Raw genomic sequence first — 23,477 nt, 5'->3', positions numbered from 1 at the left:
CGTATCGTTTGACTGAATAGAGAATATATTACATAATGTGGTAGTACTTGAATAGTTTTTTTATCTTTCCATTCTAAAAAAAACTCCCCATTATATTAAGGGAGGTAGAGGTGCTAATATGGTTGAGATATATGCTGTCAAAATTCCCGAATATATAACGGGTTTACAATTTAGCAGGTTAACCCAATACGTGGATTTACAAAAGAAAGAGCGAATTAAGCGTTTTGTTAAAGTTGAGGATGCATACCGAACTTTAATAGCGGATATACTGCTACGAAGCTTAATTTGCGAAAAATTCGGAATAATAAATCATGATATTATATTCAATGTTACTGAATATGGAAAACCTTATTTAAAAAATGTAGAGCAGCTCTCTTATAATATATCGCATTCAGGTGATTGGGTAGTAATCGCACTCAACAATTTTGAAATTGGTATCGATATTGAAATGATTAAGCCCATTGATTTTAATTTCGCCAAACAATTTTTGACTGAATATGAATATTTTGATTTAATGTCAATACAGGAAAAACGTAAAAGATTAGAATATTTTTATGATCTTTGGACTTTGAAGGAAAGCTATGTTAAAGCCATTGGTAAAGGACTATTTTTTCCTTTAAAAGACTTTACTATACAAAAGGATTCTTTAAACAAAATTACATTTCAGAGCTCGCTTGATACAAATTCATGGTATTTTAAACAATATGAAGTAGACCACGATTACAAATTGTCGGTATGTTCAGAAATTAATTCATTCCCTAATTTTCCAATAATTAAAAAATTCTCTAATCTATGTCAAGAAATTGAAAACTATTAAAAAAATTCAAAAATGGTAAACCATTTTTGAATTTTTTTGACATAGAATGAATATAGATATATCCATACTGTCTTTTCATTCAGATCCTCTGTTAACCTAAATAATTCTTTTGTACTTCTTGCTAAACGGTCTAACTTATAAACACCAAATACAGATAGGTGTTAATCTGAAAGCTTGGACGTATTCCATATCCGTGAATACGGGTCATCATTAGAAAATGGGAATTATCAAATACCAATTACTTTGAGAATCCTCTCAAGAAATGGCTAGTATTTTAACGACCATTACAGTTAATGATTCCTCTTTGCTGCTGGGTTAAAAAAATAAATAACAAAAGGGATAGTACCTAAAAAGCAGGTTGGTTCTGTCCCTTTATTATTATGACTTCTTTCACTAACTTGCCCGTTAGCCATCCATGAAGCGCAAAAATCAGCTCTTCACCACAGATGATGAAAATGTACTCAGAACGGGTATTGAATACTACGGCTGGGAGAGGAAGGTCGATAAACTATGGTGCCTTGAGCCCTTCCGTTAGTCTGACTCCAACGACCACGGTGTATCACTGAATGTCGCTCCCTCACGGGAAGCAATCATGGGAGATTCATCCTACTCAGGTTGCTGCACCAGCCTCTAATTTGATTGGCCGTAGAAAGGATGTTTCTAATGGAAGTCATCATTGAACGTGCATGTGGTATGGATATTCATAAAGATTCGAATACCGCATGTATTATGACACCAGAAGGCAAAGTGATTCAAAGCTTTTCTACTAAAACGGTTTTTTTATTGCAATTGATTGATTGATTGGATTAAAGAACATGGTTGTACTCACGTAGCTATGGAAAGTACAGGTGTATTTTGGAAGCCTATTGTAAACATACTCGAGGCTGAGAGTATCGAATTTTTAGTTGTAAATAATGCCCAACATATCAAAGCGGTTCCTGGGCGTAAGACTGATGTTAAAGATGCGGAATGGATCGCCAAGTTACTTCGTCACGGATTGCTCAAAGCTAGCTTCGTTCCAGATCGCACACAACGTGAATTGCGAGAATTAGTTTGGTATCGCCGGAGTATGATTGAAGAACGCGCGAGACAACATAACCGCATTCAAAAGGTACTCGAAGGTGCGAATATTAAACTTGGTTCTGTTGTGTCAGATGTGATGGGTGTTTCCTCTCTTGATATGCTTCGTGCCATTGCCGAAGGTGAAAATGATCCAGAAAAGTTGGCTGGCTTCGCTAGACGTTCAATGAAAAAGAAAAAAGCAGAGCTTGAACTCGCACTTCGTGGCTATATCCAACCACATCAACGACTAATGATTAAAACCATTCTTACTCATATTGATTTTCTGACTGCACAAATTGAATTGTTAAATCAAGAAGTTACTTGCCGACTTTCCACACACCAAGAAGATATCGAAAGATTGGATTCTATTCCTGGTATCGCCACTCGAATGGCAGAACAAATCCTAGCTGAAATCGGAACTGATGTAGAAAAGCAATTTCCAAGTGCAGCACATCTCTGTTCTTGGGCAGGACTAGTACCTGGACACAACGAAAGTGCAGGAAAAAGGAAATCTTCAGCTATGAAGAAAGGCAATAAATATTTGAAATCGGCTCTAATCGAAGCAGCTCATTCCGTCAGGGGATCTAAAACCTATCTAGGCGCATTATATAGACGGACTGCAGCCCGAAAGGGTAAAAAGCGAGCAGGCATATCTGTCGCTCATGCCATTTTACGAATTGCCTATTACCTTCTAACGCGGAAGAAATGTATGTAGACTTGGGCGAAGACTACTTTGATAAACAAAAAGAACAATCCATTATTCGATATTCTGTTCGGAGACTTGAAAGTTTGGGTTACAATGTGACCATCACTGAACCTGGTGCTTCCTAATACAATCTAAACCAGATCTCTATTTTAGGCGCTACCATTTTTTTGAATATAAAGGTCGCCGTTTGTTTTAGCATGGACTTTTTTAGTGCCAGAGATTTTATTTTCATGGGAGTTTAAATGATATCTTCCACAATACCTTCACCAAATTCGCTAAGTTCGTTAAATCCATTATTCCAGAAAATGGCCCGATTGTTGAACAAATAAATCTCCACAAAATAGGCAAAAAACAAAAATATAGAAACGTATCGATCAGTAATACTGATGCAGTAGCAAATACAATCTGATTTGATTATTGTAGATAAAACAAAAAGTAACGGATTATAAATATTTTAAGGTTTAAAACAATGCTAAATACCGCTTTCTACAAACCCTTCATGTGTAGAAAATGTGTAGAAACTTTTCATTTTCTATCCTTTTCTAACGTATTCTCAAAAAAAGCAAAAGTGCCTTAAACCCTTGATACTAAAGGATTTGAAGTGCTTTTCGGTTGGTTCAAACTTATTCCATCTGAATCTTGATACGTCCCAGGAGGGATTCGAACCCCCAACCGACTGCTTAGAAGGCCGTTGCTCTATCCATCTGAACTACTGCTGATGCATTTATACAACAATACGCATCACATGTAAATCCTGGGACGTCCTCTATCCGTTGATCCCCACGGAGATGCCCTGTCCCCACATACACTTTACAAATATCTTCCCTACCTATTATATAGAATAGGCAAAAAGTAAAAATAGATTCCTTTTTGCACTATTGACTAATTGATAACCTCCCCTTCTGGTAACTTCCCATCCTTAATCCACTCTTCAACAAAACGGTTAAAAAACTCAGGGTTCGCTAATGAGACACCGTGACCAATATTAGATAACACAACACCTTGACAATTAGGATTGCTATTCACAAGATGGAGTGCAGATTTTTTCATGTTGCCCTTCTCTTTTTCACCGACCGTTACTAAAATGTTACATTGGGCTTTCGAAAAATCATGTGGTATGGCAAACGACATATTCTCTTGCAATATTTTAATAAGGGTATCTAATTTTATCTTTGAACTATCTTCATAATATTGCTCAAAATAGTCTTGATCTACATATAACGTTTTAGCTTGAAGCTTGGCGAATGATTTATTTTTTATTAAGGGAAAAGTTAATTTTATCAATGGTCGAATCCATTTTTCTGCAATTGGGGAAGGTGTCACTAAAGCACTGTTGATGATGGCAAAATCTATTAATTGCGGTTTTAAACTAACCATTTGAATAGCAATTTGTGCTCCTAATGAAAAACCGACTACTATAACACGTTTATTTTTTGCTTTCTCTTCTATTATAGTTAGAAGTTTTTTTGCACTATCTTCAATTGAAAAATCAGAGGTATTATTAGCCTCGTTATCTAGTAATTCTGGTACTACGCAATGATAATCGGAAAAGTATTGGACTTGTTTATCCCACATCCACCCTCCAACACCACCCCCATGAATCAACAATATGAGTGGCTTATGTAGATCTCCGTACTCCTTATAATGCATTACCACACCTTCTTTCTTCATTCTTGTATTTCTCGGGAAATAATTAGATTATTCCAGCATTTTTATTCACTGTATTTATTTTACTATTTTTAGTGTCATATTTATAGTTTCTGCTGCATATATAATACTTGAAAAACATTTTGCATTTTTGATGAAGCATTGTGGCTCTTGGGATTGAGGAAGAAAGACAAAAAAATAATAAACATGGAGGTCATACAGATGGATCAAAACAAAACGAACGAAACAAAAGAATTAGTTAAAGCCATTAACCCTTCCAGTTTAGGCGATTTTCCCCTCTCACCAATTAGTGGTTTATATGCATGGAGCGAACAGCTAATCAGTGAGGAACTTCGCCTCGACGTAGACGGATACTACCCACAAATGGTAGCAAGCGGAACTATTATTTCAAACATGTCTTCTACTATTCATTGGATTGCTAAGTTAACAGCTAATGGTCCAGATACTTGGACAGGCAATATTCGAAATAAATACCTAGATGACATACAATCATTTCCTTATACAAATGTAAAAATACAGGTAACACGCGGTTCATTACCTGAACAGCATACTGCCGAAGTCGCGTTTCTGATCGGAGGGGAGACAGACAGAACTAGCACGTTCAAGTTTCAATCTCCTTACTTCCATCCTGTGGAATTTGAATTTGATGCAGAAGAAGGGACAACACCATTCACGACCTATCAAACACACGCGCATCCAGACAAGCCAGCATCTTTGCCGGATGAAACTCTATCAATCGCAGAGGTTTTTAAACGAACTGGGTTTGATGTAAAAATATCAGACGGTAATAATATTGTTTCCAAAGACTATGCCGGGACTGATAAAAAGTGGAACACTCAAGAAATGCATGATGCCATGCAAGTATATTGGTCACACTTTGATAATAAGCCCCAATGGTCCATGTGGACATTTTTTGCAAATTCGGAAGCTGAAGAAGGCCATGGTCTAGGCGGTATTATGTTTGATAGCATAGGTCCGAATCATCGCCAAGGGACTGCCATTTTCAATAATTCATTTATTGCCGATCCTCCTAAAGGTGATCCCGCTCCTGAAGCTTTTGTACAGCGCTATCGTTTTTGGTGTGCTTGCCATGAGATGGGACATGCTTTTAATCTTCTGCACTCTTGGCAAAAACATCTAGGTCATCCTTGGGAACCTTTGGAGCGCCCTCTTATCCCAGAACCAAAGGCTCTAAGCTTTATGAATTATCCTTACAATTTTGATAGTAAAACTAATGGCAAGGAGTTCTTTAAAAACTTTGAGTATCGTTTTAGTGATCAAGAACTGTTGTTTATGCGACACGCACCTGAGCGCTTCGTACAAATGGGTAATGCTGACTGGGCTGTAGATCATGGTTTTGAGCAACCAACCATTTCTATTCACCCTTCTTTTAATCTTGAATTGAGGGTTAACCGTAAAACACCTATATTCCAATGGTTAGAACCTACAGTTATTGAAATCAAACTAACGAATACTTCGAATCAACCTCAGTCAATCAATAAACATTTATTGTCCGATTTATACGGAATGTCTGTAATGGTTAAAAAAGATGGAAAACAAGGACGTCGGTTACTACCTCATGTTCAGTATTTATGGAAGATAGAGAACAAAGTAATGATGCCTAGTGAATCACTGTACGAAACCATTTTCGTTTCCGTAGGGAAAAATGGCTGGTTAATTGATGACCCAGGATTTTATAACATTCAAGTGGCTATGCAAATAAATGGCCATAACATCGTATCAAATAACTTAAGACTTCGAGTTTTACCGCCTACCGGATACGATCAGGAATTCCTTGCTCAAGACTTTTTCTCTGAAGAAGTCGGCCGTGTTCTCGCACTCGATGGCAGTCGTTATCTTGAAAAAGGGAACGATATCCTTCGTGAGGTAACTGAAAAACTTAGTGACCATGCTGTTGCTCTTCACGCTCATATCGCTCTTGCTAAACCATTGGCGTTTGATTATCAATTCCTTGATTTCACAGGAGACTCAGATACAAGAGGTAAAATCAAAATAATACCTGCCCAACCAGATGAGGCACGTAAACAGTTTACTTCTGCTTTAACTAAGCACAACCAAATTGCTGCTAAGACACTTTCTAATATTGATTATCACGAATATATGGAAACATACAGTGAATTTCTAAGTAATCAAGAAGAAAACAAGGAAGCCGCAGAGGTACAAAATGTCCTTTATCAAACGCTGTCTGAACGGAATGTTCTAGACAGTGTATTACAAAACATCAAAATTCGCCGTGAAAACTATGAACAAAAGGAAAATGAACACTTTACAAATATATAAAATTTCTACATTGAAAAAGGTATACAAGTTGATGCCTTCAATCCTCTATAAACAAAATAAAAAACCGCCATTTCGAAAAAAGATTGATCGAAATGACGGTTTTCTGTATGAACGGATTTTGTTTCTAGTTTCTTTAATATTTCTTTTTACTTATGTTCGTCCCAAAAGTCCTTACTAAAACTCGTATTTGCTTGATATTTCCCAGCTGGTTTAGCAATATCTGACCCCCGCAAAATTGTTCCTTTTCCAAACTTTTCCTCGATTTGATCAACAAGTTTAATGATGGGTTCATCTTTTACATGCTCTTCGAAGTTAAATAACGTTAGCTGCTGTGTCGTTTCTTTAATATCACTGACATTCGATACGGTAACACCCAGTAATCGCACAGGTTCTTCATCCCAATGCTTATTAAACAAATACCACGCTTGCTCAACGATTTCCTCTTTAGTATGAATCGCGTTATTGATCGACTTACTTCGTGTACATGTTTCCCAGTCAGCTGAACGAATCATGATACTTACAGTTACCCCGGCAAGTTTCTTAGCCTTTAATCTTTCCGCTACCTTTTCAGAAAGTGTTGCGATTACTTTATATAATTCATCTCTATCTGTCGTATCACTAGAAAGTGTTGTAGAGTTCCCTACACTTTTCGTATCGTATATTGCTTCTGGATCAACTGGTCTGTCATCTTCGCCATTTGCCTTTTGCTTCATACGCAGACCATTAATGCCAAAGTTTTGTTTTAATAAATATTCATCCGCTACGGCTAGTTCTCCAATTGTTCGGATACCTAATTTCCCCAATTTCTCCGATGTACTTTTGCCAACCCCATGCATTTCAATGACATTCATCGGCCACAATATGGTTGAAACATCACGCTTTCGGAGTACTGTAATCCCCATCGGCTTTTTCATATCACTTGCCATTTTCGCCAAAAATTTATTCGGTGCAATGCCGATTGAACAAGGGAGTTGTAGTTCGTTCCAGATTCTATCTTGCATATTTTGTACGTGTTGCAATACATTTTGCCCATCAACTATAGGAAGTTGCAAATAGCCTTCATCGATGGAAACTGGTTGGAGAATTTCGCTATACTCTTTTAACAAATTAAAAAATGACTTGGATGCAGCTCTATATCGTTCAAAATTAGGCGGTAGTACAATTAGCTCCGGGCACTTTCGCCGCGCCTCCCCGACATTCATAGTTGTATAAACACCACTTGCTCTTGCTTCGTAGCTACACGTAATAATAATACCTCTACGCTCTTTAGGATCACCTGCTATTGCTATTGGTTTCCCTTTTAATGAGGCATCGTAAATTTGTTCGACAGAGGCATAAAAGCAATTAAGGTCAATATGTAAAATGATTCTTCCTTTATTCATATTTTATCACCTCATTTTACTAACCAAAGTTTCTTCAGAATTCTTAGCAGTCCTTTTATATTTCCTTAATCATAACATGTATGCAATCTTGCAGCTTCTACAGCCAAATTGGATTTGTTGTATAAGATTGTACGCTATTCTTTTTAGACTTGAATCGTGGTGCTTTATTCTGTTTTTCGAAGAATCGAGTAAACGAATCAGCAAGGTTTTTGAGTGCGGATTGAATCGCAATGTTGTCTACTTCTTTTAACCATACTAACTCTTTCTTTAGTTGTGTTAATTGAGAAGAAACCCTTTGACCAGTTTCTTTGTAAGCTTCATTCCATTGTGCCAAAAAGTGATTGAATACAAAGCGAGAACAACCAATTGTTTTAGCAATTAATGTTTCTTGTTCTTTGTTTGGATTGATGCGTTGTATGCTTTATTGACTAACATTGATTCCATCTCAACACAAGAACATTTGTTTCTACTTTATCACAATGTCATCGTTTTTGGCTATCGCCAACCGACATTCATCTCCTACTTACTCAATAGCTGTGACCTTCACATTCCTTGAAGCGGGCGTCTTCTGTCGGAAATGATAAAATCTCAAAACTACCTAATATTATTTTTGACTTACTATATTTTTGGTCAATAAAATAAAAAAACTGAGAGTATTCAATTCAATGAAAACTCTCAGCTTTTTGGTTATATATATTATTCTAGTTTATTAATCATTCGATGGTCTTTTTTCTACTGCTCCTTTATATTTGAGAACAAGATTTTATCTCTATTTGTTTTGGTCAGATAAATGATCAAACTTAAAATTATAATTAGAAAGATTGCGCTCGTTCCGATAGTACCTAGACCAAGACCACCATCTGCACGAGACTGTGACAAGTAGTCACCGAAAGATGCTCCAAGTGGACGCGTTAGGATGTAAGCAATCCAGAAAGCCAATACGGCATTCAACTTGAAACCGTAATGGGCAATCATAACTACAACAATCAAGCCAGCGAATATGAGACCAGACTTCCAGTACCCTAAGTCCATACCTTCTGATATCAGATCACCAGCTGCCGTACCCAAAGCAAAGGTAAAAAGGATGGTTAACCAGTAGAAAGCTTCACGCTTACTTGTATAGATGGAATGAATAGACAATGTTTTTTCATTCATATACCAAACTACAAATGTCACGAATAACGCAATAGAAAAGAAAATAGTAGTCGTCTCTAGAGCGACCCCGAAATTGTCTACGAGGTTGTCTGTGATTAAAGTTCCGACAATGCTAATTAGCACGACCACGAGCCAATAGATCCACGGCACGTACTTTTTCGATTTGAACTGGATAAACAATGTAATAAGCAAGAGTCCACTCATTAGAAAGGTCGTATTGGACAAACCCCAGTGTAAGTTAAAATTCAGGAAATCTGCAGCCGTCTCACCTACCGTAGTTGCCATAATCTTGATGATCCAGAAGAAGATTGTGACTTCTGGAACCTTACTCAATATCTGTTGTAATGGGGAGGCCACTGTTTCTTCGGATAAAAATGAATCTTTAATCAATTAATCCATCTCCTTATTATTCATATCAACTAGTCATACATACCCTTAAACAATTCCATGATGACTGTTGCATACCAACTAAAACTACATGAACCATTAACAAATACCACTGAATAATCATGTGGGAATCATATGGACATTGAATCCTGTTGTATCTTTAGGAACTTATTTACAGCCTTCACTTTAACAGGTCGTAATGAAAAGATAACGAATCTTTTATAAGAAGTTGATTAAAGATTTATGAGTAATTTCTCATTTTTTAACTTTGGAGATTTCTATCACTACCCAGTTCTAAAGTACAAAAAAATACACCTCTCTTTGAAGGTGTATCTTTACTTTAATCAACAAATGTATAATCCCCATCACTTTCAAGTAAATCCTTCAAAATAATGAGTGCTTGTTCAAGCTGATTTTCAGGTGCAGTGATGGCCAAACGAACTGCATTTACTAGCTTCGCATTTCCTACGGCAAAACGTTCAGCTGCATACACTTGCACACCAGCTTTTGCTGCTAGCAATTCAAACTGCACGCTGGTGAACTTTTCGGGAAGTATAAGCCATCTGAAAATACATTCTTCTTCTCCTAAAATGTTATATTCCCCTAAATATTGATCGACAAGGGCATTTTGTTGCTTGGCATACAAACGGTGCTTCTCTAAAATGGTTTGCGCAACGCCATCATGAATCATCCTTGCTGTAAGCTCCACCATCATTAAAGACACTGAAATATTTATGTTATACAATGTTTCCATTATTTTTTTTCGCAGTGCTGGTGGAGTAACGATATAGGATAATCGTAAGCCCGGTGAGATGGTTTTTGATACACTTGCAATATAAATGACCTTTTCTGGTGCATAGGAGGCTATTGGTGCAAGTGGTTTCTCTTTAAGAAAACTATAGATCGCATCCTCAATAACGATTAAGTCTTTCTGCCTCGCAACTTCCGCTATCATTTTTCTTGTTTCCATCGACATTGTATGGGTTGTTGGATTATGAAAATCAGGAATAACATAAAGACCTTTTATATGCTCATTTTTACAAGCGTATAATAGCCCCTCCCTTGTCATTTCTCCGTTTCTTTGTTGGATTGCTACTAGTTGGATACCAAGCATATTTGCTGCTGTTTTTATACCTGCATAGGTAATGGGATCTGTACCGATTCGATCTCCTGGTTGAAACAAAGCAGCTATCGTTCCAACAATGGCATTTTGTCCCCCCGCTCCAAGCAATACAGGTTGATCCGTTTGAAAGTTGACCTTTTCCAAAAGCTTCATGGCGGCTTCCGTTTGCCATGCAGTTCCTTCAGGTCGTCCGTACTGAAATAATTTACTAAAATTTGGGTCATTCATCATTTTTTTTATATAACGTGTAATATCTTCATTAGCGTGATTTTCCGGCAATACAGGGCCCATTTCGATCATTTGAGAAGATTTATTTGTTGGTAATAACATTTTATTTGTCCCTGCATCAGATGAAACGAATGTTCCATTACCGATAGAAGCATAAATAAGCCCCTTTTGGCCACAGAGTTTAAAAGCTCTTGTGATCGTGCTTAAATTAACATCTAAAAAATCAGCTAGCTCCCGCTGAGGAGGTAGCTTCGTGCCTGGCGATAATTTTCCATCCTTTATATCTTGTTCCAGCTGTTCAGCTATTGCTATATATAATGGAGCCGGACTTTTACTTATGTCCGGCTTCCAACTCATTGGATATTCTTCGAACGAATTAACTGGCATATTCTAAGCTAAGCTCCTTCTCTCTCATTTTTTGCATACAATGTTTAATTGTCTTGCATACAATGATAATATTGTATGCATATGATGGCAATGATATAATTTTTAAAAAATCAGAAAAAAGGAATGAAAAATTATGCAATTTTCAGAAAAGATACTAAATACACCATCCTCATTCATCCGAAATATTTTGAAAGTAACTGAATCAGAGGATGTCATCTCTTTTGCAGGGGGGCTTCCAAACCCAATCTCTTTCCCAGTTGAAGCGTTAAAGGCATCTGCGAACAAAGCTATTTCGGAAAACGGTAGTCGTCTATTCCAATACTCAGGTACACAAGGTTATGCACCTTTACGTGAGTACATTGCTGCAAAATACCAACGAGTACACGGACTAGATGTCCATGCTGACGATGTATTGATTACAACTGGTTCACAGCAGGCTCTTGAATTAATCGGAAAAGTACTTATTAACAAAGGCGATGGCATCGTCATGGAGGAGCCTGGTTACTTAGGTGCTATTCAAGCCTTCACATTAAGTGAGCCAACCTTTTATGGTGTAACACTCGAAAATGATGGATTAAACTTAGAAGAATTAGAGAATGCACTACAACAACCAAATGTAAAATTCGTGTATACAGTTCCAAATTTCCAAAACCCAACAGGTCTTACGTATTCTAAAGAAAAACGTCAGCAAATTTGCGAAATCATGTCAAAATATAATGATGTAGCGTTAATTGAGGATGATCCGTATGGAGAATTACGCTTCCAAGGTGAGCCACTACCATACATTGGTGCTGGTAAATTAGAAAATAGTATTTTACTAGGTTCTTTCTCTAAAACGGTTACACCAGGGATGCGCCTTGGCTTTATCATTACAAAAAATAAAGAATTAATGCATCATATCGAAACTGCAAAGCAAGCAACTGACTTACACACAAATATTTTCTCTCAATATGTCATTTATGATTATCTTGCAAACAATGACTATATGGAGCACGTTCAGAAAATTATAGCGTTATATAAAAATCAAGCAGATGCTATGCTAAATGCAATGGAGGAGTTTTTCCCAGCACATGTGGACTACACACGACCAGAGGGTGGAATGTTCATTTGGGCTACAATGAACAATGGAGCTTCGTCATTAGATGTCTTCCAAAAAGCAATGGAGCAAAAAGTTGCCTTCGTACCTGGCGATCCATTCTACACATCTAAAACGGGTGTAAATACAATGCGCCTAAATTATACAAATGCAACACCAGAAGTCATCCGAGAAGGAATTAAACGCTTAGGTAGCATTTTATAAAAGTCGTTTAAAAACAAACAAAGTTATAAAAAAGAGATGGTGTGAAATTTTACACCATCTTTTCTTATTTCTCATCATAGTTAAAGGTTGAATAAGAACGAGTTTAAATTTGATGAACATCCACTATTTCAAACCCTTGATTTTAATCTTTTCCCAATAATTTTCTACTTCTAGGATACAATTCAAGACTCCATTTGCAATACCATCAAAAATACTTTCATCAGCACTAGGGGCGTCATACCTAAACCACTATTCGCAAGTGTTCGATAGCTTCCTTCCCCATTCAGGCATGTACTACTTTTACTTTAAACCCAGTTGAATATACTTTATTTGTTCTGCTCATAGAAAAATCCCCTCCAAATAGGACATGTAATTGACTATAATTATAGTCTTTTTTACATTGTCTACTTAAAGGGGATAATACCAACCATCAGGAGTGATCTTTAACATATTTTATAGTAGTAGGCTACTTCGTTTCACAAAAATCATTCTACTTTTAGAGTTACCCACCTAAATACTCTATCTCATTACTTTAATCAAAGCAGCAAGCTCTTCATTTCCGTAGCCTGCATCCAAAGCCCTCTTGAAAAGGCCTTGGGCAAACATCGGAAATTCATTGTTAATTTTAGCTTCTTGAGCTTGTACCATGAAAAGTTCAACTGTAGTCATGCACATATTTATAGAACTCTGTGGGTTATCGTAGGTTTCTGTTTGAATTACTTCACTCTCATACTTAATAACCTCTCCAACAACTTGTGAAACATGGGCAATCATGGAACCGAAATCATCTATGCGTAGTCCATCTGATTCAAGGATTCGTGCCGCGTGGAAAAATCCTAAATATGAACCAAACAAGTATGAAAGAAAGGCTAAGTCTGTAGAAGATGCAGCACTAACTTGCTCTCCAAGATAAGGAACATTCCCAGCTAAGCATTTTAAAATTTGTTCACTCTGTTTATAGGCTATTAAGGAACCTGAAGTGAAAATTGTTGCCTCTGAATTACCCATTTGAAGTGGTGAAGCTGCTATTGCTCCATCAAGATATTCTACATTATTTTCTTGAGCCCATAATTCATTGTCACGTGCTTGCTGAGGGCTACTTGTACTCAACTCGATAAGTACTCGACCTGAGAGAGCCTGTTTGACCTCTTTTGTATCCAAAATACTAATGGAAGCTTTATAATCGGACAAACAAATAATGGACACCTCACTTGCACTTATGGCACTAGCGACACTGGTAGCTAGGATTGCCCCATCTTCTAGTAGAGATTCTGCTTTTTCTATGGATCGATTCCACACGGTCACTTGATAGCCTTTTTTTAGCAATACCCGTGCTAATGTTGCCCCCATTGATCCCAAGCCGATTACTGTTACATTATTCATTTATTGTACCTCCATATCCCATTACCATTTTCTGTATGATTCTTACTTTTTTTACAAGAGTTCTGCGGTATTACTGACATAAAATTGTGTTGCAGCTAGCTCTTTTCCATTTATTATGACTGCTAGCTTATGTTTACCTGGATAATGCTTACGGGTTGTCAAATCTTTAAAATGGTGGCTCCGTATATATTGACGGCCTTCTTTTTCGAATATGCGTTCCGTCACTTTAAATAATTTTCTAGAAGTCGTTCCATTCGCTTTGACAAAATCAATCGCATATTCCACACGGAGCTTCTGCGATTCAGAGGAGTTAGTCTGAACGGAAAATGAAAAAATAAGCGTTTGCCCAATTTCCAAACTATCCTCTTCTAGCGATAATTCAATAACTGACACATCTGGAGAGATTTCAAAACCAAGCAAGAAAAGTACTTCTGAATCTCCCTTTCTTAGTAAACCACGACATCCATGTTTAATAATCCAATCTGTAATGGAATTCGCTCCATACCAGCCATGAGCGAGATCTTTCACTAAATCCGGATGATCTTTGGAAATATCGTTCAAATTGTTAGCCACACTTTTCTGTACATACACAGAAATATCCTGTTTAAGCTGGTTTAAAATCGGTAAAATGGGTGATGGATTCAATTTGAATGCTTCCAACACAGGCGCCCAAGGTAATCTTGGCCGACACCCCTCGCTGGCTAACCGTCTGATATGATGATTGGGATGGCTCGCCCACTTCAACATTTGATCCATCATCCTTTCGGGATCTTTTAATATGAAAGACCGAACAGCAAACTCTGAACTGGAGAATTGTGTAAATATCTCTAATGCATGAATGGAATCATGCCAATCATCTAGTCCATTCACTTCCACAAAATCTGGAAAGAATAAGTATTCCACTCCAATACATTTAGGTGCAATTCGAGTTAAAATAGATAATGCATCACTATAGGACGTAGGTAAGGTCATTCGTAAAGAAACGCTTATATGTCTGATACGCTGTTTGAATTGTTCCTTTTCCCAATGATCGTCGTAGATTAAACTCATAAACTTATTTGAATCAAAAGCAGGATATTCAAGTTTTACAATATGCGTAAATTTGTTGAAGAAATCCGGTGTGTATTTACTCGCAAATGTATCAGCCATGTTCCCTCTCCCTTCTGTTAGGTATCAGTTCCATCCTGATTGAGCGATGGCACTTAACTGACTTTCACAAACCTCTACAAGTTCAAATTAGTCGGGATCAGATGTCTTAGCGTAATCTCCCGTGAATCAATCATCGACACAAAATTTTGAAACTCTGGTATAGACTTGAGTTGCTCTATCGCTGCCAATGCCTTTTCCATATCACACCAATATATGATGTCCGTCCATTGGCTTTCGTCTGGTGTATGTAGCAATGTGCGCCCCTCAAATCCTGATATTTCAAATTTTAAAACCTTGGTAAGTGCGGCAGCTGCCTGACAAAAACGATGCTTGCTAGTCCCCTCCTTCAGCTCAAATAAAACAATTTCCATTACATATTTTTGATTTTCTGGTTCCATTTTTTAGTCACCTTTCATCCTCTTATTGGTGAAGTCAACGTATTTCTAGTCTCGATTCTCGTAGTTTCATAAACATTGACTTCTAGTTTTAATATACGGGATAATAGTGACAACTATTGGCACTATTAATATTTTTTTTTATAGAGGAGGACTATTTTATGCACAAAGCGCAAAGACTTATTCAGCTCATAATGAAGGTCAATGAACGTAAGAAATTTACCATTCAGGAGATGGCGGAAGAATGCGGTGTTTCACGCCGAACGATGATTCGCGATTTAATGGAGCTGAGTGAGCTGGGTGTGCCGCTTTATTCCGAAACTGGACCCAACGGTGGTTATCGTGTTTTGCGTGAAAAAGTGTTACCGCCAATCAGCTTTACAGAACATGAGGCAATAGCATTGTTTTTTGCTTGCCAATCGTTACGTAATTACAAAGCACTCCCCTTCAAAAACGAAGTGAATACAGCATTAGATAAATTTTTCCACTATTTGTCGAGTGAACTAAAGAAAAAGATTGAAAGTATGCAACAACGGCTTATATTTTGGGTGCCTCCACATGAGTTAAATGTTCCGTTCTTAAAGGAACTACTTGAAGCTGCACTGGAGCAACATGTCGTCACTATCCTGTATGAAGTTTCTACTAGCAAAAGTAGAGTAATTCAACCTCTCGGGATTTATACGATGAATGGGTTATGGTACTGCCAGGCCTATTGTTTCTTAGCAGAGGATTATCGAACGTTTCGTGTAGATAGAGTGAAGGATTTTTCTTTAGACGCAGACCAAAGTTTGAAATTGAACATGGCGAATGAGCACATAAAGTCGTGGATCATGCCAACAAATGAGGATACTATGTTAGACCTTGAGGTAGATTTAACACCAGAGGGAGTAAGACGATGTCAATCAGAAGTATGGTTATCCCAGTGGCTTAAACTGCGAGAGGATGGATTTGGTACGATTCGTACAAAAATGAACACTTCGTTTACACCATGGATCGTCCATTTTTTCCTGGGCTTAGGCATGGAGGCCAACGTAAAACATCCCCAGGTAGTACGGGAACAAATAAAAAGCAAGTTACAGGAACTAATCAAACAATACGAATGAAGACAACTTGGGGACCGTTTTTCAGTTACTCAATTTAGTACTCTATTGGTAGTATTTATATTGAGGGGGTTCATGACAATTTATTGACTGCTTCAATGTGTTGTCATGTGAGGCATGTAGGGTGGCTTTGTGATGATTTAGGAATCATCACAAAAGGATGAAATTCAATCATAAACGCAAGTCCTATTCTTATTAAACTAAAGCACTTCGTTAGTCCAAGAAGGTTTGTTCTTTGTTCGGTTTGATGTATAAATCGATTCTTTCTAAACACTTTCACTCTTACCCCACCATTAGTTACTGCACCAGTGTGCACTACTAGGGGTCAGTGTATCATCTGTACAGAGAATCCAATAGAAACCCGAACAACATTTAAATAATACTCAAAGTTGTTCGGGTTCAGTTTTAACTATTCTTTTTTTCTATTGTAATGATCATTTTTCCTTGTTCTAAAAAATAATTTCCATTGGCCATCTTACTTTTCAACTCTCCAGAAGTGACGCCTTCAGCAAAGATTCCTTTTTCTTCAAAGAACATACTATCAACTATTTTATTATCTGTACTTTCAAAAAAACTGTATCCAATAAAAGTTGATGTTGATTTATGGATATCTTCTTTATTATATTCCGAATAAAAAATCGTATAGTTTGAATGCAAGATCCCATTAAATTCTCCTTCGATTGAATATTCAGCTGTTGCTTGAGCAATGGAATGAACGGGTTCTGTTTCTGTCCAATTTAAAAGATTTAAGTCGCTTTTCAGTACCATAGTTATTTCATCTTCTTTCGTTAAAATTTGCGGAGTTAGTAACAACTCTTAAACATAATGTACCATCATTAACCTGACAACTAATTGTCAAGTTAGGTAAAATAAATTCGAGTCATTTTTTCTATATGAGCCATTATTTTATTTTTAAAACTCTTGGGCGAAAGGACTTCGACCTGGGATCCAAAACTAAGAATTAACTTTACAACCCACTCTTCATCAGGATAAGAAATTCTAACTAGTAAATGGTCAACGCCACTTTTATCAATGTTTGTTTCGGGAAACGAATCAAACACCTCTTGAGAACTGGTTAGAGGGAATCGTAAAACTATATCGATTTTAACTATTTCTGATTCTAATGATTTCATCCAATTTGAAAATTCCTGATAACCATCTAAGTATTCAAAGGATTCGGTAAATACTGAATTTCCAACTTTCAGTTCATGTATTCGGGATAAACGATAAAATTTTGGTTTCGTCTCATTTTCTGGCCAACCGAACAGGTACCAACTCAAATGATAGAAGAATACTTGAATTGGTTTTACTTTTTTAGTTTCAAGCTGTTCTTTTTTTGCATAAGAAAAAGTAAGACACTTTTTATCTTTAATCGCTTGTCGAATATCGGTTACCTTAACTCCGTCCTTGTTATTTAAGAAAGAAAAATCAATTGAATTTTCTGGTTTGGATTCATTAAGTAAGGTTATTTTTGCAAGGATATTCTGCAATGCCTTGTCAGTATGTAAAGTCATCGTACTCGTTAGTGTTTCCTTGATTAGTCGTAAATCCTCTTCTGTAAAGTAACTATGAGGAAAATAATAACCTTCGATTAGGCGATATCCCCCGAGATTTCCTTGTTCGGCATAGATTGGAAATCCAGCAAGTGATAGAGTATCCATATCTCGATAAACTGTTCGGGTTGAGACAGCCAAATGTTTGGCAACTTCCTCAGCTGTTACTTTTTGTTTGTTCAATAAAATAAATATAATTTTTAATAAGCGCTCTATTTTCATAAGTATCCCCTATTTTTTCTTTTATCAAGTGCTCGATACAAGGTTGATTTCGATAATTTTGTTATGGTACAAATTTTCTTTATTGTCATATCGCCCTCAAGCAACAATTTACATATATTAACTTATTCAATACCATTCCCTAAAACCCTTCTTCTTCAACTAACCTCCGTTAGTTAAAGATTCGAGTAGCAAAAAAATCTTACGTTATTGACAACTTGTTTAACAAGAATAATTCCCATTACTTAAGAAAAAGCGACTACCCTAATGGTTATAAACTATCGTTTTTGCTTTAATTTTTTGTATCGAGTACATATTTTTTATAATTTAAGTCTATGACTTTAATTAACCCAAATAAAGGTACAAAATATAAAAAAAGGCATACGGTATATATCCTGCACCAACTGATAAAATTAGTGCCGGAAAAGTTAATGCAATATTCCAGGGTACTAAAGGAGCAATAATTAAAGCAGTATTTTTCAGACGGCTATTGTTTGGATGAAAAATCAATATATGACTACTACAGCACGTCATTTCATTGAAACATTTCTCAAAGAATAAGTACAAAATTGAGTATTTTGAGGGCCTCCTCTCTTTTAAGAAAGCCTGCCGAAAAGACGGCTACCTATTAGGTCTATCCAATTGCTCTCCTCTTAGCTCATTTTTCACAATCTGTGTACTTAGTGCTCAAGAAAGGATTAAGACTGCTGTATCTTTAAATGAAACTGATAAAAAACGAAAAACTTAATTTTCTTTAATTCGACGGAAATGTGGAAATGAACCTTTAAATCCTTTCTCTCTTAGGATGGTATTACTAATTTTCTTTAAAGAAGAAACCATACTATTTCTTTCAACTGACATTTGTTAAAAACCTCAATTCTAAAAAAAATAAATCTTTTCCGTATAGATTCTCCCTAATATAAATATTTCCCTTCTTCAAGTAACCTGCCCCGTTCGTATTTGAAATGACGGATACTTATGATAATTTACGATTATCGGAATTTCAAACAGTTTAATCGAAATAGTTAATAATTCAATCCTTTTATAATCATTCTGAATGTTTTTTTCTTGTTAAAAGGTTGCTATCCGTTGGAGATAGTACTTAAAAATTTAGCATCTTGATCTGTAATGACCATTTTCTAATCATAAATATTTCTAATTATAACTATCACTAATCTATATTTCACTTAATGATTGAACTAATATAATGTAAAACAAAAGAGAAATACTGTGATACATTCAAGGAGATGTAGTAGTTATGTCGCAACATTTATTTAAAGCAATCATTCTTGCATTTGCCTCTGCCATTCAAGGAGCAGCTATGTCTATTTTCTTATTTCCTCATTACATTCCATCCGGTGGTGCTGCCGGAATAGGTGTGTTATTAAATTACATGTGGGCTGTGCCATATGCAACGAGCATTTGGTTATTAAATGCGGTGATGGTAATTGCAGCCTTCAAGTGGCTTGGAACAAGCAACGCGGTATGGACGATGTTTTGTGTCGGCGCAGCTGCCTTCACTATCCATTCACTTTCTCCACACATTCATCATCCAATTGGAAATGTATGGGTCGATTTAGTAATTGGAGCCTTTTTATTTGGTTTTAGTGTGGGAATTTTATTTAAAATGGGGGCTTCTTCAGGAGGAATGGATATTTTAGCTCTTATTATATCATCTTTTATAAAGCGACCTCCCGGAAGCATATTATTTTGGATTAATAGTTTGATATTACTTGTTGCCGGTGTCGTGATCGATTGGAAAGTGATCATGTATGCCCTGATTTGCCAATGGTTTGGAACAAAGCTGATTGATATCATCGGAAAGGGAAGCGTCTCTATACCTGTACTAAAGAAATATTCTGGTGCAAAAACTTTAAGATAATTGCAAGTAATCTCTAAATCTTTGACATCCTTATACGATTATCAAAACGCATACCCTGTAGGATAGTCAATGGTGTAGCCCTGGATGGAATAAAGTTTGATTAAATTAACTTAATAAACCTTGATATAAGAGCAAATAGAAAAGCGTGTTTTGAAAAAAGTTTGATCAAAACACGCTTTTTTTCTCAATTGAAATTGACTGTCTATTCCACTAAACTGCACAGTTAGTTCAATAAGAAAAAAGAGCTACCTATGCAACTCAATAATCTTTAAGTAAAGCCCCCATTAGTAGAATAAGTAAATTCTTCTTTTGGTTACAGAGTAGGTCAGTACTTTTGCTTTAGTCTTCGTCTATGATGTAAGAAAAAGAAACGTTATTCCAAAGCCAATCTCGGAAAAATTCCTCTACTGCTTTTTTTATCGCTTTATCGTCCATTTCTTCATCTATACCTAATTCTTGTAAAGTGACGGCTTCTTTCACTTGTTTTGTAGAAACTGAAAAAGTAACGGTTTTACTCATTAATTAATCCTCTGTTTTCCTCATATTTTAGTTCTAGTATTACTAAATATCGTACCTCTTATGGAACTAAACTCCCCCGTTCGTTGAAGAGCAACTAATCTTTACGAAACCAGCCTTAAATAAAGTTCATCTTCGCCCAATGGAGACACATTCCAGTTATAAATTTAGTTTGGATAATAGATAGTCATACTTAATCGTGTTAGCGTATCACTAGGATTCATGTAGATGTGTGGACGATCTGCTTTAAATCTAATGGAGTCACCACTCTTTAAGTGAAATTCGTCTTCATTGACTCTAATCACTAGTTCACCATTAAAAACGGTGATAAACTCCTCTGTGCCATCTTTATGAGCCTCAGCGCTTAATGTCCCTTCCCTTTCAATCTCCACCGTGTATATTTCAAAACGGCTATCCTCTTGGAAAGGAAAATATGGATACACTCTATACCGTCCATCATCCTCAGATAATATTTGAACATCTTCTCTAAAAATAATTTCGGTATCAGGCTGAGGATTATTAATTAGAGTAGTAAAGGAAACTTTTAACCCATTCGCTATTTTCCAAATAGTGGTAAGAGTTGGACTAGACTCTCCCCTTTCAATTTGTCCTATCATCGTTTTACTTACTCCGCACAATTGAGAAACTTTCTCCAAACTTAATTTTTCTTTCTCTCGAATCATTTTTAAATTTCTTGCAAAAATAAGATGAATTTCTTCCATTAAATATCCCCTCTTCGAAATGTACAATATAACGTCCATTATGTATAATAAAAAGACGGACGTTATATTGTCTATTCCAGACATTATAACAAACAATTTCAAAGGGGGTCCACAAATGCCTTTATTTTCTTTTTTAGTGTTTGTAATAATTACTAGCTTTACCCCAGGTCCTAACAATATCATGGCAATGGCATTTGCAAACAAACATGGATTAGCAAGAACATTTCAATTTTGTTTAGGTGTTGGGGTTGGCTTTTTAACGATTACAGGCTTGAGTTGTTTATTTAATAGGGTCCTTACAAATATTATGCCAATGATCGAATTTCCTTTGACCATTCTTGGTGTAGGCTATATGTTATATTTGGCTTATAAAATACTAACGAGCAAAGAGAATGATCATGATAAAGAAGAGGAAAACAAACGAAGCTTATTTTTAGTAGGCGTCTTATTACAATTCATGAATCCTAAAGGTATTTTGTTTGGCATTACAGTAGTAGCAACCTATATTCTTCCCTATTATTCTTCCTATGTCAGCTACTTGCTTTTTTCTTTATTTTTAGGAATCGTCGGTATAATGAGTACATTCAGTTGGGCCCTTTTTGGTTCAGCTTTTCAAAAAACTTTACTACAATATCGTAAATCGTTTAATATCGTGATGGCTCTTTTATTAGTATACAGTGCAATTTCAATTCTCGTTCATTAATAGGATACTTAGCAAAACATAAAAAGCACCCCTCTTCATACGCTATAGCGTCGAAAAGGGGTACTTCGCTCAAATCTGAAATTATTTTGTATATGTTAAAACTGCATGTTTCCTAAATTTAGCTAAAGCTTGTGTTGCCTCATCCTTATTTGTATACTCAAAAATTCGAACGTCCTTTTTATCAAATACTGTAATAACCCACATCATAAAATCTCCCTTCCAATTTGTTTTTGTAATATAACAACCACCGAAAAATGTGATACTTTTTATAACTGTTTTACAACAACTTCTTGCTTGATTCTTATTTTACGCCAATTTTTTTAAAAATAAAGTGTTATGTGAAGCCCTTCACAAACTGTTCAATTTCAAAACGCTTTCATTGAACAATTTGTGAAAACTGGATTTTCCAAGGCATAAACAGTTCTTTTCATTTTACCTTTGTTCATATATACGTCACTTTCTATCTTTTATTAGCCAATCGCGGCTTTTCGACGGCCCTGAGCATTTTTCCGGTGAACCCGAGCACCTTTCTTCCCTACCTGAGCGTTCGACGACTTTTTCCGTCCAACAGAAAAAGCCATATGTACGCCTTTTCCACGACGCACATACGGCTCTCCAATTTCGATGATAATTAAGTAGTAGTAGTAGATTTTATTTCATAAAGTGAAACTTTAATCAGTAGGGTTACTTTATCCCCCACTGATTATTAGTCTTCACCAATTGGGCTTTAACGGGCAGTTCATTACTACCCGTTAATACAGGATAAGTTTTTATTTAGCAGAATGCTTCTTCTTGCTTCTCTGATAATTCAATTTCAAAGCCTAAATCCTCAAGCATACGATAATCACTGTTTGCTTCTTGTCCTTCAGTTGTTAAATAATCTCCAACAAAGATACTGTTTGCTGCATATAAGCCTATTGGCTGAAGTGACCCAAGATTGACTTCACGCCCACCAGAAATACGAATTTCCTTAGTTGGATTAATATAACGGAACAACGCTAAAACTTTTAAGCAATAACGTGGATTTAATTCTTTTGTCCCTTCTAGTTTCGTGCCATCAATCGCATTTAAGAAGTTAACCGGAATGGAATCTGCATCTAATTGATGAAGGGCACGTGCAATATTCACGACATCCTCTTTTGTTTCCTTCATACCGATAATGGCACCTGAGCAAGGTGAGATTCCGTGCTTTTTCGCAATTTCAACCGTATTCACACGATCTTCATACGTATGGGACGTAGTAATATAGGAGTGATGTCGTTCAGATGTATTTAAGTTATGGTTGTAACGGTCTACCCCCGCTTCTTTTAATTGCTGTGCCTGTTCTTCTTTTAATAAT

General features: G+C 36.3%; 20 protein-coding genes and 3 pseudogenes. 7 read left to right on the top strand and 16 right to left on the bottom strand.

Features of this window, described 5'->3' with window-relative positions; genetic code table 11:
* Positions 1-118: 118 nt before the first annotated feature.
* Positions 119-817: a 4'-phosphopantetheinyl transferase family protein gene (locus ACFXN8_RS19705; RefSeq protein WP_386847364.1), complete on the top strand. Its 699-nt coding sequence runs from the start codon at positions 119-121 to the stop codon at positions 815-817.
* On the opposite strand, the pseudogene ACFXN8_RS19700 reads toward ACFXN8_RS19705, so the two are convergent.
* Positions 814-957, bottom strand: a pseudogene (locus tag ACFXN8_RS19700) (hypothetical protein); the annotation flags it as partial. The gene ACFXN8_RS19705 and the pseudogene ACFXN8_RS19700 overlap by 4 nt on opposite strands.
* A 523-nt stretch (positions 958-1,480) precedes the next feature.
* Here ACFXN8_RS19700 and ACFXN8_RS19695 point away from each other — a divergent pair.
* Positions 1,481-2,710 (top strand): annotated as a pseudogene (locus ACFXN8_RS19695) (IS110 family RNA-guided transposase).
* 757 nt (positions 2,711-3,467) lie between these two features.
* On the opposite strand, the gene ACFXN8_RS19690 reads toward ACFXN8_RS19695, so the two are convergent.
* A complete protein-coding gene (locus ACFXN8_RS19690) occupies positions 3,468-4,256 on the bottom strand; it encodes an alpha/beta fold hydrolase (RefSeq protein WP_386847363.1) in 789 nt (262 codons plus the stop codon).
* A gap of 198 nt (positions 4,257-4,454) precedes the next feature.
* Between ACFXN8_RS19690 and ACFXN8_RS19685 the strand changes: the two genes are divergently transcribed.
* Positions 4,455-6,554 (top strand): hypothetical protein, encoded by a 2,100-nt coding sequence (locus tag ACFXN8_RS19685; protein ID WP_386847362.1) that lies wholly within the window; start codon positions 4,455-4,457, stop codon positions 6,552-6,554.
* 146 nt (positions 6,555-6,700) lie between these two features.
* On the opposite strand, the gene ACFXN8_RS19680 is transcribed toward ACFXN8_RS19685, so the two are convergent.
* The 4 genes and pseudogenes from ACFXN8_RS19680 to ACFXN8_RS19665 all read right to left on the bottom strand — a co-directional run bounded on the left by ACFXN8_RS19680 (position 6,701) and on the right by ACFXN8_RS19665 (position 11,216).
* Positions 6,701-7,936: a DNA polymerase IV gene (locus ACFXN8_RS19680; RefSeq protein WP_386847361.1), complete on the bottom strand. Its 1,236-nt coding sequence runs from the start codon at positions 7,934-7,936 to the stop codon at positions 6,701-6,703.
* A 115-nt stretch (positions 7,937-8,051) separates the two neighbouring features.
* Positions 8,052-8,371, bottom strand: a pseudogene (locus ACFXN8_RS19675) (helix-turn-helix domain-containing protein); the annotation flags it as partial.
* A 297-nt stretch (positions 8,372-8,668) separates the two neighbouring features.
* Positions 8,669-9,478, bottom strand: a complete 810-nt coding sequence (locus ACFXN8_RS19670) for a COG4705 family protein (protein ID WP_386847369.1) — start codon at positions 9,476-9,478, stop codon at positions 8,669-8,671.
* Between the two features lie 340 nt (positions 9,479-9,818).
* Positions 9,819-11,216, bottom strand: coding sequence for an aminotransferase-like domain-containing protein (locus tag ACFXN8_RS19665; RefSeq protein ID WP_386847360.1), 1,398 nt, complete (start codon positions 11,214-11,216; stop codon positions 9,819-9,821).
* A gap of 133 nt (positions 11,217-11,349) precedes the next feature.
* Here ACFXN8_RS19665 and ACFXN8_RS19660 point away from each other — a divergent pair, with 133 nt between their 5' ends.
* Positions 11,350-12,516 (top strand): aminotransferase-like domain-containing protein, encoded by a 1,167-nt coding sequence (locus tag ACFXN8_RS19660; RefSeq protein ID WP_386847359.1) that lies wholly within the window; start codon positions 11,350-11,352, stop codon positions 12,514-12,516.
* A 519-nt stretch (positions 12,517-13,035) separates the two neighbouring features.
* On the opposite strand, the gene ACFXN8_RS19655 is transcribed toward ACFXN8_RS19660, so the two are convergent.
* From ACFXN8_RS19655 to ACFXN8_RS19645, 3 genes are all read right to left on the bottom strand, one after another.
* Positions 13,036-13,899 carry an NAD(P)-dependent oxidoreductase gene (locus ACFXN8_RS19655; protein WP_386847358.1) on the bottom strand — a complete coding sequence of 288 codons (864 nt, stop codon included), beginning with the start codon at positions 13,897-13,899 and terminating at the stop codon, positions 13,036-13,038.
* A 51-nt stretch (positions 13,900-13,950) separates the two neighbouring features.
* The gene (locus ACFXN8_RS19650) at positions 13,951-15,048 is read right to left on the bottom strand and encodes a DNA alkylation repair protein (protein ID WP_386847357.1); all 1,098 of its coding nucleotides are present in this window, start codon (positions 15,046-15,048) and stop codon (positions 13,951-13,953) included.
* Positions 15,049-15,122: 74 nt separating this feature from the next.
* Positions 15,123-15,446: a hypothetical protein gene (locus ACFXN8_RS19645; RefSeq protein ID WP_386847356.1), complete on the bottom strand. Its 324-nt coding sequence runs from the start codon at positions 15,444-15,446 to the stop codon at positions 15,123-15,125.
* Positions 15,447-15,604: 158 nt separating this feature from the next.
* Here ACFXN8_RS19645 and ACFXN8_RS19640 point away from each other — a divergent pair, with 158 nt between their 5' ends.
* Positions 15,605-16,546 carry a helix-turn-helix transcriptional regulator gene (locus ACFXN8_RS19640; protein WP_386847355.1) on the top strand — a complete coding sequence of 314 codons (942 nt, stop codon included), beginning with the start codon at positions 15,605-15,607 and terminating at the stop codon, positions 16,544-16,546.
* A gap of 402 nt (positions 16,547-16,948) precedes the next feature.
* Here the strand turns inward: ACFXN8_RS19640 and ACFXN8_RS19635 are convergent, their stop codons facing one another.
* The 3 genes from ACFXN8_RS19635 to ACFXN8_RS19625 all read right to left on the bottom strand — a co-directional run bounded on the left by ACFXN8_RS19635 (position 16,949) and on the right by ACFXN8_RS19625 (position 18,425).
* A complete protein-coding gene (locus ACFXN8_RS19635) occupies positions 16,949-17,311 on the bottom strand; it encodes a hypothetical protein (RefSeq protein WP_386847354.1) in 363 nt (120 codons plus the stop codon).
* A gap of 92 nt (positions 17,312-17,403) precedes the next feature.
* Positions 17,404-18,318: a helix-turn-helix transcriptional regulator gene (locus ACFXN8_RS19630; RefSeq protein WP_386847353.1), complete on the bottom strand. Its 915-nt coding sequence runs from the start codon at positions 18,316-18,318 to the stop codon at positions 17,404-17,406.
* Complete coding sequence (locus ACFXN8_RS19625) at positions 18,315-18,425, bottom strand: helix-turn-helix domain-containing protein (RefSeq protein WP_386847352.1); 111 nt, start codon at positions 18,423-18,425, stop codon at positions 18,315-18,317. Before ACFXN8_RS19625 ends, ACFXN8_RS19630 begins: the two co-directional genes overlap by 4 nt.
* A 1,148-nt stretch (positions 18,426-19,573) precedes the next feature.
* Here ACFXN8_RS19625 and ACFXN8_RS19620 point away from each other — a divergent pair.
* Entirely contained in the window at positions 19,574-20,197 is a 624-nt protein-coding gene (locus ACFXN8_RS19620; RefSeq protein ID WP_386847351.1) for a YitT family protein, read from the top strand.
* A gap of 339 nt (positions 20,198-20,536) precedes the next feature.
* On the opposite strand, the gene ACFXN8_RS19615 is transcribed toward ACFXN8_RS19620, so the two are convergent.
* A complete protein-coding gene (locus ACFXN8_RS19615) occupies positions 20,537-20,716 on the bottom strand; it encodes a hypothetical protein (protein WP_376077573.1) in 180 nt (59 codons plus the stop codon).
* A 164-nt stretch (positions 20,717-20,880) separates the two neighbouring features.
* Positions 20,881-21,435: a helix-turn-helix domain-containing protein gene (locus ACFXN8_RS19610; protein ID WP_386847350.1), complete on the bottom strand. Its 555-nt coding sequence runs from the start codon at positions 21,433-21,435 to the stop codon at positions 20,881-20,883.
* 115 nt (positions 21,436-21,550) lie between these two features.
* Between ACFXN8_RS19610 and ACFXN8_RS19605 the strand changes: the two genes are divergently transcribed.
* Positions 21,551-22,138 carry a LysE family transporter gene (locus tag ACFXN8_RS19605; protein ID WP_386847349.1) on the top strand — a complete coding sequence of 196 codons (588 nt, stop codon included), beginning with the start codon at positions 21,551-21,553 and terminating at the stop codon, positions 22,136-22,138.
* 81 nt (positions 22,139-22,219) lie between these two features.
* Here the strand turns inward: ACFXN8_RS19605 and ACFXN8_RS19600 are convergent, their stop codons facing one another.
* Complete coding sequence (locus ACFXN8_RS19600; RefSeq protein WP_386847370.1) at positions 22,220-22,345, bottom strand: hypothetical protein; 126 nt, start codon at positions 22,343-22,345, stop codon at positions 22,220-22,222.
* A gap of 567 nt (positions 22,346-22,912) precedes the next feature.
* The coding region (bioB, locus tag ACFXN8_RS19595; protein WP_386847348.1) for a biotin synthase BioB at positions 22,913-23,477 on the bottom strand (565 nt) is incomplete at its 5' end.

It is taken from the genome of Lysinibacillus sp. NPDC059133, assembly GCF_042755925.1.
In the GTDB taxonomy this organism is placed as follows: domain Bacteria; phylum Bacillota; class Bacilli; order Bacillales_A; family Planococcaceae; genus Lysinibacillus.
The sequence above is the reverse complement of the archived record's forward strand: the minus strand, read 5'-3'. Positions and strand labels throughout refer to the sequence as shown.